Source organism: Kitasatospora sp. NPDC058190 (genome assembly GCF_042883685.1).
GTDB lineage: Bacteria > Actinomycetota > Actinomycetes > Streptomycetales > Streptomycetaceae > Kitasatospora.
Map to the genome: position 1 here is coordinate 13,670 of NZ_JBHVVI010000032.1, position 14,999 is coordinate 28,668.

A 14,999-nucleotide genomic window follows, 5' to 3' on the forward strand; every position below is an offset into this window, starting at 1 on the left:
GGCGCCACCGTGCACTCACCCGCGGTGATCGCGGGTTTCAGCGTCGTGTGGGGGCTTTCGATCGCGCTGGGGGCCGCGCGGCTGGTCGCCCACCGCCGGGGCATCGCGCCCTGACCCGGGCAGGTCGGCCGACTGGCCGCCGTCCCGTAGTTCGGTGAGCGCCGCCCAGGCGACCGCCACCACCGGGACGGCGACGACCGCGCCCAGCACCCCGGCCAGGACGGCGCCACCGATCACCGACAGCGCGATGGCCACCGGGTGGATGCGCACCGACCAGCCGAGTACCAGCGGGTGCAGCAGGTGGCCCTCGATCTGGCCGATGACGACGATCAGGGCGAGGACGAGGAGCGCGACCACCGGCCCGCGTGCCGCCAGGGCGACCAGGGCGGCGACGGCCAGCGCGATCGGGGAGCCGATCAGCGGGATGAGGGCGGCGACGAACTCCAGCACCATCAGCGGCAGGACCAGCGGCACCCGGAGCAGGGCCAGGGCGATGCCGACCAGTACGGCGTTGACCGCCGCCACGATCAGCACGCCGCGGGTGTACCCGGCGAAGGTGCGCCAGGCGGCGCTTCCGGCGCGGCCCAGGACGGGGCGGACGCGGGCGGGGAGTTGGCGCTGGGCCCAGGACCACATCCGGTCGCCGGAGTGCAGGAAGAACACCGAGCAGAACGCCGCGAGGGCCAGCCCGGTGACCAGCTCGACGACCCGGCTCGCCCCGCTGAGCGCGGTGCTCAGCAGCGCCGAGCGGTGGGCCGAGACGAAGGCCTCGATCTTGGCCCGCAGGTCGGTGACGGTGCCGGGTCTCAGGTGGAAGGGGGCGCGGGTGAGCCATTGGTCGATCCGGCCGAGGCCGCCGCGCAGCTCGTTGCCCAGCCGGTTCCACTCGTCGGCGACGTTCGTGCCGACCAGTGCCAGGACCCCGCCGACGACCATGACGGCGAGGACGAAGGCGAGCAGGACGGCGAGCGAGCGGGGCAGCGCCCGGGCGAGCAGGTCGACCAGCGGGCGCAGGACGGAGGTGATGACCATGGCCAGGAACAGCGCGATCACAGGGAGTTGGAGCTCGCCGAGGACGGTGACGGTCAGGTACGCGGCCACGCCGAGCACCCCCAGCCGCCAGGTGTATCCGGCGGCGGTCCGCAGTCCGGACGGGACGCGCTCCCGCTCCGCCTCGCGACGGACGCGGCGGAGCGCCACCCTGGGCGGGCGGCTGCCGAGCGGCCGAGGCTGGTGGGGGCGCTGGGGGCGCCGGTCCGGTCCGGCGCCGTTCAGGTCCACAGGGTGCCTCCGTGACGAGGGCCGGGCCCCAGGTCTACCGTCCGGTCGACGGGCACGTGCCGCGCGCAACGCCGCCGGACGCGCGATCGCGGTACCGGACCACCCGTTCGCCGGACGGCGGAGCCGATACTTCCGATGATCGGCCCGGAGGGCTCAGTCGGGCGGCTCGTGTGGCAACGGTTCGCGGGCCGGCTCCGTCGCCTCCGGCTCCTCGCCGGGCTCCGAGCCCACCTGCGGTTCCAGCGCGTGGGCCGTCTCCGTGGCGTCGTACTCCGGGCCCGCCTGCGGCCCCTTGCCCCCCTCGGGCACAGGTGGCGGTCCGCCCTCGCCGGTCGTCCGGGACCCGGGAGCCTCGACCGGCACCGGCGGGTCCTTCGGAACGGGCTTTCCCGGGTCGCTCATCGTGTCCACCTCCTGGGGACGGGACGGGTGGTCCGGGCCGCGAGGGCGCCGTGACCACGCCGTCCTGCTCGGATGCCGGCTCAGTGCTTCCCGGCGTCCTTGACCTTCTCGGCGGCCTGCTTCAGGTCGCTCTTGATCTGCTTGCCCCGCCCCTCGGCCTCGACGACCCGGTCGCCCATGGTCTTTCCGGCGACCTCCTTGGCCTTGCCGTGGGCCTTCTCCGCCGCGTTGCGCAGCTTCTGCTCGGTACCCATGACGTGCACTCCTCTCGTGACAGGGGGGTTCCGCGCCGCGCCTGCCCAGGACCGGCGGTTCCACACCACGTTCCGCGCACCGCAGGCTCACCGCCCCCGGGCGAGCGCCCCGGCAGTGGCGGCGGGGAGCACCGCCCCGCCGGTGGCCGACAGGCCGTGGTGCTGGGAGGCCCACAGCTGGTCGGGCGTGTGTAGCCGCGAGGGGACCGGGCAAACGCGTGGCATGGACGAGGAGTACGTGGCGCGCCCGGCCGCGCCCGGGGCGCCCCTTGAACGCCCGGCCGTCCGTGCCGCACGGCATGATGGTCGGGACGGCACCTCGCCGTCCCGACCGGTCAGGGGGCGCGCCATGCCACGGCCAGCCGATGGGCCCAGCGGGGCCGAGGGGGAGCAGGGCAGCGGGGGTCTGCGCGTCGCGGTGGGCCGCGACGGACCGGTGCGGATCGTCACCGTCGCCGGGGAGCTGGACCACGACTCGGCGGACGGGCTGCGCGCCGCGCTCGCCGCCCCCGCGGACGACGGCACCGAGCGGATCGTGGTCGACCTCGCGGACCTGCGGTTCTGCGACTCGACCGGGCTCAACATCCTGCTGCACGCCCGCCTGGAGGCCGAGGCCGCCGGGATGCGCCTGGAACTCGCGGGCCTGCGCCCGATCGTGGCCCGGCTGTTCGAGGTCACCGGGGCCGACGGCGTGCTGCGGATCCATCCCGATCTCACGTCGGCGCTGAACCCGCCCGTCCGGTCGTCCGAGAAGCCGGACGAGACCCCGGGATCGGCGTGAAGGGGCCGGCCATGGACCGCGTCGGGCGAGGACCGCGGGCGACCGCCGGGGAGACCAGGCGGCTCGCGTTCGCCGGCAGCGACGGCGCGGTGCAGCGCAGCCGTGAGTTCAGCCGGGAGGCGCTGCGGTCCTGGCAGTGGCTGCCCACCGACGACGACGAGCAGCTGGCCGTCACCGAGGACGTCCTGCTGATGGTCTCGGAACTGGTCACCAACGCCTGCCTGCACGCCCCCGGGGGGCCGCGCGAGCTGCGGCTGTTCTGGGACGGTGCCCGGCTGCGGGTGGAGGTCACGGACGCCAGCCCGGTGCCGCCGCGGCTGCGCCCGGCCGGGAATCCGGGGCGGCCGGGCGGGCACGGTCTGCGGGTGGTCGACCGGCTTTCCCGTGCCTGGGGCAGCGTGCCCGAGGACGGCGGGAAGCTGGTCTGGCTGGAGGTGGCGTCCCCGCTCGACCAGCGCGCTCCCGACCGTTACCGACACGTGCGTTGACTGTTCGTCAGCTCGAGTGTGCTTTCCTTGATGTGCTCGTACTGGCGTTCCCGCTTGGGGCGGATCCTCGGGGCATGACCGCCCCTCCGCTCGTGGTCACGGTGGTTCCCTGGGCGCGTGTACCCGGACAAACCATAAAAAACCGCCCGAAACATGAATTCGATGTCGTGTGTTCGGGTAGAACACTCATGCGGCAGCCGGGCAGTGGCCGGCCGCCCGGCACCCCGATCGGGTGCCACCGGGGCCTCTGAAGAACCCGGCGGAGGCCCTGCGGAAGAATCCCCTCCTACGCGTGAGCGCGCGCCTGCGGGCGCTGCCGGGCATTCCCCCGATGCCAGGAGAGACCAGTGTCCATCCCGCTGGAAACAGCCGACTGCGGTGACCAGGACGTCGTCGTCCCCTCGGGCACCCCACCCGACCTTCCGCCGAGACCCACCGAGGCCGAACTGCGCTCGATGGGCAAGACCGAGGCGCGTGAACTCAGCGACGCGCTGTTCGAGCGCCTGGCCGGGCTCGCCCGGGAGACGCACGCCTACAGCTACGTGCGCGGCACGATCATCGAACTCAACATGCCCCTGGTCCGGTTCATCGCGGCCCGCTTCCGGCACCGCGCGGAGGACATGGACGACATCCTGCAGGTCGGCATGATCGGCCTGATCAAGGCCGTCGACGGCTACGACCCGGGCCGGGGCGTCGAGTTCGTCACCTATGCCATCCCCACCATCGCCGGGGAGGTCAAGCGCTTCTTCCGCGACACCTCCTGGCCGGTGCGGGTACCGCGCAGCATGCAGGAGCTGTACGTGACGGTGGCCCGCGGCTCGGACCGGCTGGAGCAGGAGCTCGGCCGCCTTCCGCAGCCCGAGGAGATCGCCGAGAACCTGCACCTGACCGTCGAGCAGGCCATCGAAGGGCTGGTCGCGGGCCGTGTCTACCGCCCCAGCTCCCTGGACGCGCTGCGCGACCAGAGCATCGACGAGACCGGCAGCGCGCTGGTGGACCGGCTCGGCAGCTGCGACCCCGGCATCGAACTCGCCGACTTCCGCACCGCCGTCCGCCCGCTCCTCGCCCGGCTGCCCGCGGGCGAACAGCGGCTCCTCAGGCTCCGCTTCTGGGAGGGCCGCACCCAGTCGGACATCGCCGACCGGATCGGCGTCTCCCAGATGCACGTCTCCCGGCTGCTGAGCGCCACGCTGACCTGGCTTCGTGAGCAGCTGGAGGACCGCGACGCCCCCGGCTGGCTTCCCCCACCGGGCGATTCCAGCCCCCCCGCAGCGGATGACCGCGCTGCGGGGGCCCGTCCTGTGAAGGACGTCAAGGGCGTCAAGGACGTGAAGGACGTCGCGAAGGAGGAGCACCGTGTCACCGGAATCCCGTGACGGGCTCGTCACCCGGAGCAGGCCATGGGCCGAGGGCACCCTGCTCACTCTCTTCGGGGAGCTCGACCACGACTCGGCCGACGACCTGCGGAGTGCGCTCGACGACGCGCTGCGACCGCCCGGCACCGTGCTGGTGATCGACTGCGCCGGGCTGGGCTTCTGCGACGCCAGCGGCCTCAACACCCTGATCCGGGCCCGGGCCCGCGCGGCCGCGCAGGGCAGCCGGATCGACCTGGCCCGCCCCCGGCCGTTGGTCCGGTGGATGCTCCAACGGACCGGCACCACCCAACTGTTCACCATCCGCGACACTCTGCCGGCCTGACCGGAAGAAGGCGGCCGTGACGACCGCCGGAGCGGTTCACCGGGCCGGGCCCGGCGAACCTCGGAGGCCTCCGGCAAGCGGTGCAACCCCTCCCGGCCCGGGGCGGGTCCCGCATCGGCGAGGTCGAGCAGGCCAGGCGCCGCCGAGGGCGCGCGATCACGCGGCCCGGAGTTCCTCCAGCGCGCCCTTCGACAGGCTGACCCGGACCAGCGCGGCGGCCAGCCGGGCGTGGTCCGCCGACGGGACGAGCCGGCCGAGGCCGTCCGGCGTGTGCGGCAGCCCGAGGTCCTTCGCCGTCGCGTACGCCCGGTCGTCGAAGTACGGGCGCAGCCGGGGCCACACCGCCTGGGCCTCCCGACAGAAGATGTCCGCGCCGACCGGTCCGATCCGCGGGACCTCCTGAGCAGCTCGCGCAGGGCGCCCGGGTCGCCGTCGGCCTCGTCCCGCATCCGGCGCAGGTCGCCGTGCCAGCGGTCGAGCACCAGCCGCGCCCCCTCGCCGAGCGCGGTCGCGGTGCTCTCGTCGTACCGGACGTAGTGGGCCCGGCCCAGCGCGTCCACCCGGTCCTGCCAGCTGGAGTCGGCCATCGCCCGCGGCGTCCGGAAACCGGCGGCGGACAGCTCCCGGGCCGCCTTGGTGGCGGTTGCGGCGCTGATGCGGATCGAGCAGAGCACGGTGAGGACCAGCAGCCGGTACAGCGGTGAGGGCTTGTCGCGCAGCGTGATGCCGGCCTCCTCGGCGTACGTCCGGCCGTGCTCGGAGAGCAGCCTGGACGTGATCGCGTCGACCGTCATGGTTCACACCTCTGCTACGCCCGGGCGAGCAGCGCCCGGTGGACGCCGCGGTGGCGCATCGCCGGCCGACGACGCCCGGCGGCGCGCCGCCTCAGCTCGGCCCGTCCGGGTCCGGCATCGGCGGCGGCCACCGGCCTCACCGCCGCGGGGTGTGCCGCGCGGGGGAACGGCGGACGGTGTCGGCCGGTCAGCCGCACCTACGGGTGCTCCGCCGGCTCGTCACCGGCCGGATGCGGCGAGCGCCTCCCTGACGGTGACCAGGCACGGGTCGCAGTACCGGTCCGGCAGCGCCGGGCCGGTACCGCCATCCGATGGAACGACCCGCTGCGTGGGTTCGAGGACCCGCCCGCACAGCGAGGCCGTCGCGTCGTCCTTGGCCACCACGTGCCACACCAGTCCGGGCGGTGACACTGCCGGGTCCTGCTCGGCCCACATCTCGTACATGGTGACCTCCGGGTCTCGGGGCTCGGTCACCCCATGCAACCCCGGGACACCATGGCGGGCCACCGGGGCGGACCCGGTGGGATGGTTGTGCCGGTGCCGACTGGGACCACCCGCGGATCGGCCGGGAGTGGCCCGGCCGCAGCACCCTAGGAGGCCCGGATGAGCCTGGCCGAGAAGGCCGGCGACGTCCTGGGCGTGGTCGACCGGCGCGGTGACGGGCGACCTGAAGCGGTTCAAGGAGTTCATCGAGCAGCGCGGCCGGGTTGGTCCGGCCCGGGTGGGGTAGGCGAGCGGCATGGAGGACTTCGGAGCCCCGGCGGGCGGCCCGTCCGCCGACGACGCGGATGCGTTCGACCTGTGCGACCACTGCGGCCGGATCGTCGCCGGTCCGGACGTGCTCAGCGCGCTGGTGCCGGACTCCTCGGCGCTCCACCCGACCGCATCGGAGCTGGACGGCAAACGGGTGCTGCTGGCATGTTCGGTGGACCACCTGGCCCTCCTGGTCGAGCACTACCGCCACCGCCCCTTCGTCCCGGAGGAACAGTGGGCCGGAAAGGTCTGCCGGGCGCTCGCCAACTACGAGGGACCCGTTCCGCTCAGCGTGGTGGCCCGGCTGAGCGGACTGTCCGAGCATCAGGCGGAGCAGGGCGTGGAGTGGCACAACGCCCGCGCCCGCGAGTGGCAGGCGCGCTACGGCGACCGGTCGGCCGCCGACCGCGACGACGACGAGTGACGACGGCTGCTCCACTGCCGGACCGACATCAGGCACGCCGTGGGCGTACGGAGTCGGCGATCCACCTGCCTCGACGGGTGAAGCCCGCGTCGCGTCGCCGTTTTCGTGCTACCGCGAGGACGAAAACTGGCCGTGCTGCTGCGGTGACGGCAGGCGGTGGGCCGGCAGCAGGCCGGTCAGGGCTGCCCCTGCCGAGGGCGGGGGAGCGTGGTCACCATCGGTACCGACGGCCGCCGCCCTCGGCGAGCACGAAGCCCAGGGTCCACAGCACCGGGACGGCGAGCGCGATCCACCACAGGGCGTGGACGGCGAAGCCCACCCCGCCCAGGATGATCGCGAGCAACAGGACCGAGCAACAGGACCGAGCGACAGGACAAGGACGAGAAGAACCATCGGAATCGGCCTCCCGTGGGGAGCGGATGGTTCGATTCCGGGTACGCCCCTCCGGAGGAGGTCGTCCGACGCGGTCGAGCCCGTGCACCGCTCAGCGACCGGTGGCGAGCGCCTCCGCCGAGGCCCGCAGCAGCAGGTCGCGCAGCGCCGTGGCGGTGTCCGACGGCTCGGTGGGGGTGAGGACGACCTGGTCGGCGGTGGTCGACGGACCGGTGAGGGGGATGACGCACAGGCCGGGTGGCTGGTGGTCGAGCGCGGATTCGACGGTGATACCGATGCCCGTTCCGGCGGCGACGTGAGCGGCGATGGCGTACACGCTGTCGGCGGTTCTGATGATGCGCAGGTCGGCTCCGCCGATCCGGAAGGCGGACAGGAGGCGGTCGCAGAGACCGCTGTCGATCTGGTGCGGCCAGGTGAGCAGGTCGGTGGTGGACAGTTCGGAGGCGCTCAACTCGGTGTGCCCGGAGAGCGGGTGGGCCGCGGGTACGAGCGCCACGAACCGCTCGGTGGACAGCACCCGCGCGCGTACGCCGCTGATGCCGTCGGTCGCCCAGCCGATGCCCAGTCCGATCGTCTCGGCGCGCAGGGCGGTGAGTCGGGCCGTGGTCGGCATGGCCTCCGGCACGATCGTCACGTCGGGGAAGCGCTCGCGCAGTTGCGGCAGACAGCGCAACAGCAGCTGGTGGCCGGTGTATTCGGCGTGGGCGACGACGAGGGTGGTGGGGTTCCGGTCGCCGGCGGCCCGGCTCCGCCCGGCCCCGGCCGGTCACACTCCCCACGTCACCCGGCCGGCCGAGTACCTGCGGAGCGTGACCGCCTTCGTCGAGGCTCACGCCTGACGGGGCGCCTTCCCGAGCCGTTCGTTCCAGGCGGCGAGCAGGTCGGCCTCCTGATCCGGCGTCAGCGTCTGCGGCAGCGGGTCGAACGGCGCGATGTCCCGGGCGGTCTCGGCCACCGGGCGCAGCACGAGCCCGGTGGCGAGGGCGGCGGCGGGGTCGGCGGTGCTGGTGGCCCGCACCAGCGGGTTGGTGGTCCACAGCGGCAGCGCGCCGTCCGGGACGTCGGCCGCCCGCAGGAAGTCGTCGTCCACCCAGGTGAGGGTGGTTCCGGCCGGGGCGACCGCCGAGGCGAGGGCGTCCAGCAGCCCGCCCATGGTGAAGGGCGGGGGAGTCGCGGCGTGGTAGGCGCCGGAGGCACCCCGTTCCAGCAGGGCGAGCATCCAGACGGCGAGGTCGCGGGCGTCGACGACCTGGACGGGTGCGTCGGGCCGGCCCGGGGCCAGGACCTCGCCGCCCCGGGCGAGGCGTTGCACCCAGTAGTCGAAACGACGGGTGTAGTCCTGGGGGCCGATCACGTAGGTCGGGCGCACCAGGAGGACGTCCGGGCCGAAGGCCTCGCGCGCCGCCCGCTCGCACTGGACCTTGAGCGGGCCGTAGCTGGCGGGGGTGACCGCGTCGGCCTCCGGGCCGTCGGCGGGCAGCAGCGGGGTGTCCTCGGTGAACGCCGGGGCGCCGGGGGTGTCGTACACGGCCATGGAGGAGACCAGCAAGTAGCGTCCAGCGGCGCCCGGGTCGAGCGCGGCGGCCAGCTTTCGGATCTGGCGGGGGAAGTACGCGCTGACGTCCACGGTGGCGTCCCAGCCGAGGCCGCGCAGGAGGGACAGGTCGGCGTCGCGGTCGGCGATCAGGTGCGTGGCGTCGGGCAGCAGGTGGGCGCCGGACCTGCCCCGGTGGAGCACGGTGACCTCGTGCCCGGCGGCGAGCGCCGCCCGGGCGAAGTGGAGTCCGACGAACCTGGTGCCGCCCATGATCAGTATGCGCATCGGGCCATCGTGCCAGTTCCGGTGCGCCCGGACCACGGGGTCGGCCGAAGCGCCGGCACGCCGCTGAGGCAGCAGGCTCCCCGCTCAGCGCTTCCGCTTCGCCAGCCATTCGGCGAGCACGGCCGCCTGGCTGTGGTCCACGTCCTTGGTGGCGGTCAGGAGGGTGAGCGTGTCGTGGGCGGCGAGGTCGCGCAGATGGCCGGCGGCCTCGTGGTGTTCGGCGTCGCGCAGCTCCGCGAGGTAGCGGCGGCGGAACTCGGCGAAGCGGTCCGGGTCGTGGCCGTACCAACGGCGCAGCTCGGTCGACGGGGCGACGTCGCGCAGCCACTCGTCGAGGTGCGCGTCCTCCTTCTTCATCCCGCGCGGCCAGACGCGGTCGACGAGGACCCGCTGCCCGTCCTGGGGCGAGGACTCCTCGTAGATCCGCCGGTAGGCGATCCGTGCGGCCATGGCGGGTTCCTCCCGGCTCTGCCCGGTGGTGCGTCGGAAAGGCGACGGGCGCTCCACACCAGCGTGCGCCCGGACAGGGAGGATCCGCACTCGGACGGCGGACCGGGGGCAACCGCGACCGCGATCACGCAGCGTGGCGTCCCGGCTCATCGGTCCGCCGACGCTAGGGTCGCTCCCGGCGCGCGAAGCCGCGTACTCCGTGGTGGACGACGGGCCCGGGGGTGCGTCATCGGCTCCGCTGCGGAGGTTCCATGAGTGCGTCTGACACCGCGCCGTCGCGCGCAGAGGTCCGCGTCCGGCGTGGCAGCACGCTGCTGCGCTGGTTGTTCACCACCGACCACAAGGTGATCGGGAACCTCTACCTGGCGACCGCCTTCGGGTTCTTCCTGGTCGGCGGCGTGATGGCGCTGCTGATGCGGACCCAGCTGATGGGCCCGGACACCGGGTTCCTGTCGAATCAGCAGTACAACCGGATGTTCACCATGCACGGCACGATCATGCTGCTGCTGTTCGCCACCCCGACCTTCGCGGGCTTCGCCAACGCGATCATGCCGCTGCAGATCGGCGCGCCCGACGTGGCCTTCCCCCGGCTGAACGCCTTCACCTACTGGGCCTTCCTGCTGGGCGGGCTGATCGTGCTGAGCGGCTTCCTCACCGCGTACGGGGCGCCCGCCTTCGGCTGGTTCGCCTACGCGCCGCTGAACGGGGCGGAGCACTCGCCGGGGACGGGCCCGGACCTGTGGGCGCTCGGCCTGGTGGTGGCCGGCCTCGGCACGATCCTGGGCTCGGTCAACTTCATCACCACCATCACCTGCCTGCGGGCGCCGGGCATGACCCTGTTCCGGATGCCGATCTTCACCTGGAACGTGCTGTTCACGTCGATCATGGTGCTGCTGGCCTTCCCCGTGCTCACCGCCGCCCTCCTGCTGCTGGAGGCGGACCGCAAGTTCGGCGCGCACGTCTTCGATCCGGCGAACGGCGGGGCGCTGCTGTGGCAGCACCTGTTCTGGTTCTTCGGCCATCCGGAGGTGTACATCGTCGCGGTGCCGTTCTTCGGCATCGTCAGCGAGATCATCCCGGTCTTCAGTCGCAAGCCGCTGTTCGGCTACTACGGGATGATCGGTGCGACCATCGCCATCACCTCCCTGTCGATGTCGGTGTGGGCCCACCACATGTTCGCCACCGGGCAGGTGCTGCTGCCGTTCTTCTCGATGATGTCCTTCCTCATCGCGGTGCCCACCGGGGTGAAGTTCTTCAACTGGATCGGGACGATGTGGCAGGGCTCGCTGTCCTTCGAGACCCCGATGCTGTGGTCGATCGGGTTCCTGGTGACCTTCCTGTTCGGCGGTCTGAGCGGGGTGCTGCTGGCCGCGCCGCCGATCGACTTCCACGTCACCGACAGCTACTTCGTGGTGGCCCACCTCCACTACGTCCTGTTCGGGACGGTCGTGTTCGCGACCTTCGCGGGCTTCTACTTCTGGTGGCCGAAGCTGACCGGGAAGATGCTCCACGAGCGGCTGGGGAAGGTGCACTTCTGGATCCTGTTCACGGGGTTCCAGACCACCTTCCTGGTGATGCACTGGCTCGGCGCCCAGGGGATGCCGCGCCGCTACGCGACGTACCTGGACGCGGACGGCTTCACCACCCTCAACGTGGTCGCCTCGATCGGCGCGTTCCTGCTCGGGGTCTCCAACCTGCCGTTCTTCTACAACGTCTGGACGACCACCCGGTACGGCACCCGGATCACCCAGGACGACCCGTGGGGCTGGGGCCGGTCACTCGAATGGGCCACCTCCAGTCCGCCGCCCGACCACAACTTCCACGCGCTGCCCCGGATCCGCTCCGAGTCCCCGGCGTTCGACCTGCACCACCCGGAGGTACCGACGGAGGCGCAGTCGGGCGGCGGAGCCGACCTGCCGTACGGCGGCCGGGACGAACGGGGGAACGGGCGATGAAGGCCGAGGGGTGGCTGTTCGCCGTCATGACGACGTTCTTCGCGGTGACCGGACTCATCTACGGGTTCTGGGCCCGTGAACCGGCCGGCAAGGCGATCCTGGCGGTGGCGTTCCTGATGTCGGGACTGGTCGCGCTGTTCTGGTTCGTCCAGTACCAGCGGAGCGGCGGCGGCCGGGCCCAGGACCGCAAGGACGCCGAGATCGCGGAGACCGCCGGTCCGCTGGGCTTCTTCCCGGCCCGCAGCGGCTACCCCGTGCTCGCGGCGGCGGGCCTGGCCGTCTTCGCGCTCGGCCTGGTGTTCGCCCGGTGGCTGATCGTCTGCGGCGCGGTGGTGCTCGCACTCGCCGTCTTCGGCTTCATCTTCCAGTACCGCGACCGCGGCGACGGCGGGGCCTGACCCTCCGCAGCAGTCGGCCCAGCGGGCCGGTTCGAGGCGTGGGGGGCGGTTCCGGGGACCGGGGGTGGGCCGGCGCGGTGAGGACGGCCTCGACCCGGCCCTCCTCCTGCTCCAGGACGGGCAGGGCGACCCGGTCGCCGTAGTACCAGGAACCGAGCGCGGCCCGCACCCGCTCCGTTCGCGGTGCCCCCACCGGGGCGCTCGGCGGCAGCGGCGCGTCGCGCACCACCATCGCGTAGCGCTCGGCCGCAGGCACCGGGCGGCGGCTCCCGCTGAATCCGCCGTGGACCGACTGGTCGATCCGGCCGGTCGCATCGCCCTCCAGCAGCCGGGTGCGGTCCCGGGCCTGCAGGGCGAGGCAGAGCCGCCGGGTGAGCACGAAGGCGAACGGCGGCAGCAGGACCAGCGCCGCCCGCAGCACCCAGGTGAGGGCGTTGACCGACAGGCCGAAGACGTACGCGATCACGTCGTTGCCGCCGGCGATCAGCAGCACCGTGTAGAAGACGACCCCGGAGACCCCCAGCGCGGTGCGGGTCTGCTTGTTGCGCGGCCGGTCGCACAGGTGGTGCTCCTCGTCGCCCGGGGTCAGCCACCGCTCGACGAACGGGTAGGCGTACAGCGCCCCGAACAGCAGGCCGGGTACCACCAGCGCGGGAAGGAACGCGTTCCACGACACCGTGTGCCCCAGCACCCCGGTCTCCGCGGCCGGCATCAGCCGCAGGGCCCCCTCGATGAACCCGATGTACCAGTCGGGCTGCGCGCCCGCTCCGGCGATGTCGGGCCGGTAGGCGCTGTACCGCCAGATCGGGTTGATCTCCGCGAGCAGGGCGGACAGCGCCAGGACACCGGCGACGGTGAACGCCAGGCCGGTCGTGCGGGCCAGGAACTGGGGGAAGAACGGCAGCCCCACCACGTTCCGGTTGGTCCGGCCCGGCGCCGCCCACTGGGTGTGCTTCAGCACGACCACCAGGGTCAGGTGCGCCCCGATCAGCGCCAGCAGCAGGCCGGGCACGAGGAGGATGTGCATGGTGAACAGCCGCGGGATGATCGCGTGCCCGGGGAACTCGCCGCCGAAGGCGAAGAAGCTGAGGTACGTGCCGACGATCGGCACGGACAGCAGGACGCCCTCGGCGATCCGCAGGCCGGTCCCCGACAGGGTGTCGTCCGGCAGCGAGTAGCCGGAGAACCCCTCCAGCAGCGCGAGGTTGAACAGCGTCACCCCGATCACCCAGTTCAGTTCGCGGGGGCGGCGGAACGCGCCGGTGAAGAACACCCTCAGCAGGTGCGCGCAGATCGAGGCGACGAACAACAGCGCGGCCCAGTGGTGGATCTGGCGGACCAGCAGGCCGCCGCGCACCTCGAAACTGATGCGCAGCGTCGAGGCGTAGGCCTCGGACATCCGCACCCCGCGCAGCGGCAGGTAGGAGCCCTGGTAGTCGATCTCGCCCATGCTCGGGTCGAAGAAGAAGGTGAGGAAGACCCCGGTCAGCAGCAGGACGACGAAGCTGTACAGCGCCAGCTCGCTCAGCAGGAACGACCAGTGGTCCGGGAACACCTTGCGCAGCAGCTCCTTGCCCGCCTCCATCAGCGGGAGCCGCCGGTCGACGGCCCGCGCGGCGCGCTCACCGGCCGACGGTTCCGGCGTGCTCGTCCGCACCCACGCACTGCGGTCCGGCACGCGGTCCACAGGCCTGTCGTCACCCTGGTTGCCGTCCATATCGGGCAACCTAGTGCGAAACGCCCGCCGTGCACGGGCAGGCCGACGCGATCCTCCCTCCGTGTGAGGGGCGGAGCACCCCATCGGAGCAACGCCCGCGGGCGTGCCGCGCGGCCCACCGGGTCGCCCGCGGCCGGCCGCCCCGCCGGGATCGGACGGTGGCCGTCCAACGCGTGGCAGTGCGGATCAACAGCCGTTCCACGGAGGGGACATGACCTGCACCTGTTCCGCCGTCACGCGGCGACGGTGCCCGGGCCGGTCGGAGTGGTCCGGTTCGTCCGGCGTGTCACTGCGCGCGGACGATGACCACCGGGCAGCCGGCGTGCTGCGCGCAGCGCGTGCTCACCGAGCCGAGCAGGGCCCGGGTGAACCCGCCGTGGCCGTGGCTGCCCACCACCAGCACCTCGGCGCCCTGCGACGCGTCCAGCAGGACGTCGGAGGGGTCGCCCATCACCATCGACCGTCGAACCCGAACCGGCTGGTCGTCGCCGAGCACGGTGTGGAGCTGGTCGGCGAACCGTCGTTCGGCCAGCTCCCGGTCGAAGGTGACATCGACCACGGGCGCCGACCAGCCGACGTGGCTCGGCGGCTCCCACGCGCCCACGGCCTCCACGACCCCGCCGATCTGCGTGGCGTACCGGACCGCCCAGCGCAGCGCGGCTTGCGACGACGGCGAGCCGTCCACGCCGACCACGACGCGGGGAGCGGAGTCGTTCGCGTCCATCCGTCTGCACCGTCCTGTCGGTCGTCGCCCCTCCCATCACAGTGCGGGCCGCTCGGCGCCACCGCGAGTACGGCCCGGCACCCGGGTGACACCGCCGGGCGGTCCCGGATCCCGCCCGGCGGGCCTGACAGGGCGACAGTGGAGGGTGGGACCAACGCGGTCACGGCGACGACACGGGGGCTGTCGGCGGCGCCTCCTGGACTGCGGCGCGCGAACGCGACCCTGGTGCTCACCCCGGTGGTCGGCGCCTGAGCCCCGGCGGCCGATGTGGGGGATGCCGTGCCTTCGGCCCACGGAAGGCCCACCCGGCGTGTGGACCGGGCCGGACCGTCCGATCCTCGACTCATGGCATCGATCATCGTTCTGTTCGAGCTGCAGCAGGACGAGGCCCTCGGCCCCGACGGCGTGGAGCCGGTGGTGCTCGCGGTGCACGCCGCGGGCGCCGACCCGGACGCCCCCGAGGACCCGTTGCCGCGCACGCTGTGCGGGCTGGACACCGACGTGATGGAGCACTCCCACTACCGGCCCATGCGTCCGGGCGACCCCTGGTACCCGACCCCGCTCGCGGACCGGCGCTGCCGCGCCTGCGAGGCGGCGCTCCGGGCGGTATGAGCCGGACGGCCTCCGTCTCCGGAGGGATCGACGGGCTGCATGTGGGCGAAGGC

General features: G+C 73.0%; 17 protein-coding genes and 2 pseudogenes. 8 read left to right on the forward strand and 11 right to left on the reverse strand.

Going from position 1 to position 14,999, the window contains the following annotated elements; genetic code table 11:
- Positions 1 to 15 precede the first annotated feature (15 nt).
- The 3 genes from ACFVWU_RS16945 to ACFVWU_RS16955 all read right to left on the reverse strand — a co-directional run bounded on the left by ACFVWU_RS16945 (position 16) and on the right by ACFVWU_RS16955 (position 1,937).
- A complete protein-coding gene (locus ACFVWU_RS16945; RefSeq protein ID WP_387620994.1) occupies positions 16 to 1,281 on the reverse strand; it encodes an AI-2E family transporter in 1,266 nt (421 codons plus the stop codon).
- A 153-nt stretch (positions 1,282 to 1,434) separates the two neighbouring features.
- Positions 1,435 to 1,683 carry a hypothetical protein gene (locus tag ACFVWU_RS16950; RefSeq protein WP_387620997.1) on the reverse strand — a complete coding sequence of 83 codons (249 nt, stop codon included), beginning with the start codon at positions 1,681 to 1,683 and terminating at the stop codon, positions 1,435 to 1,437.
- 80 nt (positions 1,684 to 1,763) lie between these two features.
- Positions 1,764 to 1,937 (reverse strand): CsbD family protein, encoded by a 174-nt coding sequence (locus ACFVWU_RS16955; protein WP_387621000.1) that lies wholly within the window; start codon positions 1,935 to 1,937, stop codon positions 1,764 to 1,766.
- A 349-nt stretch (positions 1,938 to 2,286) separates the two neighbouring features.
- On the opposite strand from ACFVWU_RS16955, the gene ACFVWU_RS16960 reads away from it, so the two are divergent.
- The 4 genes from ACFVWU_RS16960 to ACFVWU_RS16975 all read left to right on the forward strand — a co-directional run bounded on the left by ACFVWU_RS16960 (position 2,287) and on the right by ACFVWU_RS16975 (position 4,904).
- A complete protein-coding gene (locus tag ACFVWU_RS16960) occupies positions 2,287 to 2,718 on the forward strand; it encodes an STAS domain-containing protein (protein ID WP_387621002.1) in 432 nt (143 codons plus the stop codon).
- An 11-nt stretch (positions 2,719 to 2,729) separates the two neighbouring features.
- Complete coding sequence (locus ACFVWU_RS16965; protein WP_387621004.1) at positions 2,730 to 3,206, forward strand: ATP-binding protein; 477 nt, start codon at positions 2,730 to 2,732, stop codon at positions 3,204 to 3,206.
- Between the two features lie 347 nt (positions 3,207 to 3,553).
- A complete protein-coding gene (locus ACFVWU_RS16970; protein ID WP_387621006.1) occupies positions 3,554 to 4,582 on the forward strand; it encodes a SigB/SigF/SigG family RNA polymerase sigma factor in 1,029 nt (342 codons plus the stop codon).
- A complete protein-coding gene (locus ACFVWU_RS16975) occupies positions 4,563 to 4,904 on the forward strand; it encodes an STAS domain-containing protein (RefSeq protein ID WP_387621009.1) in 342 nt (113 codons plus the stop codon). The genes ACFVWU_RS16970 and ACFVWU_RS16975 overlap by 20 nt, the downstream gene beginning before the upstream one ends.
- A 156-nt stretch (positions 4,905 to 5,060) precedes the next feature.
- Here the strand turns inward: ACFVWU_RS16975 and ACFVWU_RS16980 are convergent.
- Together ACFVWU_RS16980 and ACFVWU_RS16985 are read right to left on the reverse strand one after the other, a co-directional pair.
- Positions 5,061 to 5,698 (reverse strand): annotated as a pseudogene (locus tag ACFVWU_RS16980) (endonuclease).
- A 219-nt stretch (positions 5,699 to 5,917) separates the two neighbouring features.
- Positions 5,918 to 6,172: a hypothetical protein gene (locus ACFVWU_RS16985; RefSeq protein ID WP_387621011.1), complete on the reverse strand. Its 255-nt coding sequence runs from the start codon at positions 6,170 to 6,172 to the stop codon at positions 5,918 to 5,920.
- Positions 6,173 to 6,437: 265 nt separating this feature from the next.
- Here ACFVWU_RS16985 and ACFVWU_RS16990 point away from each other — a divergent pair, with 265 nt between their 5' ends.
- A complete protein-coding gene (locus ACFVWU_RS16990; protein WP_387621014.1) occupies positions 6,438 to 6,875 on the forward strand; it encodes a hypothetical protein in 438 nt (145 codons plus the stop codon).
- A gap of 211 nt (positions 6,876 to 7,086) precedes the next feature.
- Here the strand turns inward: ACFVWU_RS16990 and ACFVWU_RS16995 are convergent, their stop codons facing one another.
- From ACFVWU_RS16995 to ACFVWU_RS17010, 4 genes and pseudogenes are all read right to left on the reverse strand, one after another.
- The gene (locus ACFVWU_RS16995; protein ID WP_387621018.1) at positions 7,087 to 7,218 is read right to left on the reverse strand and encodes a hydrophobic protein; all 132 of its coding nucleotides are present in this window, start codon (positions 7,216 to 7,218) and stop codon (positions 7,087 to 7,089) included.
- 141 nt (positions 7,219 to 7,359) lie between these two features.
- Positions 7,360 to 7,977: pseudogene (locus ACFVWU_RS17000) on the reverse strand (LysR family substrate-binding domain-containing protein); the annotation flags it as partial.
- 120 nt (positions 7,978 to 8,097) lie between these two features.
- Complete coding sequence (locus ACFVWU_RS17005; RefSeq protein WP_387621020.1) at positions 8,098 to 9,090, reverse strand: NAD-dependent epimerase/dehydratase family protein; 993 nt, start codon at positions 9,088 to 9,090, stop codon at positions 8,098 to 8,100.
- An 84-nt stretch (positions 9,091 to 9,174) separates the two neighbouring features.
- Entirely contained in the window at positions 9,175 to 9,540 is a 366-nt protein-coding gene (locus ACFVWU_RS17010; protein WP_387621023.1) for a DUF488 domain-containing protein, read from the reverse strand.
- A 251-nt stretch (positions 9,541 to 9,791) separates the two neighbouring features.
- On the opposite strand from ACFVWU_RS17010, the gene ctaD reads away from it, so the two are divergent.
- Positions 9,792 to 11,495: a cytochrome c oxidase subunit I gene (gene ctaD / locus ACFVWU_RS17015; RefSeq protein WP_387621026.1), complete on the forward strand. Its 1,704-nt coding sequence runs from the start codon at positions 9,792 to 9,794 to the stop codon at positions 11,493 to 11,495.
- On the forward strand, positions 11,492 to 11,893 hold the full coding sequence (locus ACFVWU_RS17020; protein WP_387621029.1) for a cytochrome c oxidase subunit 4: 402 nt from the start codon (positions 11,492 to 11,494) through the stop codon (positions 11,891 to 11,893). Before ctaD ends, ACFVWU_RS17020 begins: the two co-directional genes overlap by 4 nt.
- On the opposite strand, the gene ACFVWU_RS17025 is transcribed toward ACFVWU_RS17020, so the two are convergent.
- Positions 11,853 to 13,478 (reverse strand): cytochrome bc complex cytochrome b subunit, encoded by a 1,626-nt coding sequence (locus ACFVWU_RS17025; RefSeq protein WP_387621135.1) that lies wholly within the window; start codon positions 13,476 to 13,478, stop codon positions 11,853 to 11,855. The two genes, ACFVWU_RS17020 and ACFVWU_RS17025, sit on opposite strands and share 41 nt — an antisense overlap.
- Positions 13,479 to 13,896: 418 nt before the next feature.
- Positions 13,897 to 14,334: a universal stress protein gene (locus ACFVWU_RS17030; RefSeq protein ID WP_387621031.1), complete on the reverse strand. Its 438-nt coding sequence runs from the start codon at positions 14,332 to 14,334 to the stop codon at positions 13,897 to 13,899.
- 345 nt (positions 14,335 to 14,679) lie between these two features.
- Here ACFVWU_RS17030 and ACFVWU_RS17035 point away from each other — a divergent pair, with 345 nt between their 5' ends.
- The gene (locus ACFVWU_RS17035) at positions 14,680 to 14,946 is read left to right on the forward strand and encodes a hypothetical protein (protein WP_387621035.1); all 267 of its coding nucleotides are present in this window, start codon (positions 14,680 to 14,682) and stop codon (positions 14,944 to 14,946) included.
- Positions 14,947 to 14,999: the final 53 nt, after the last annotated feature.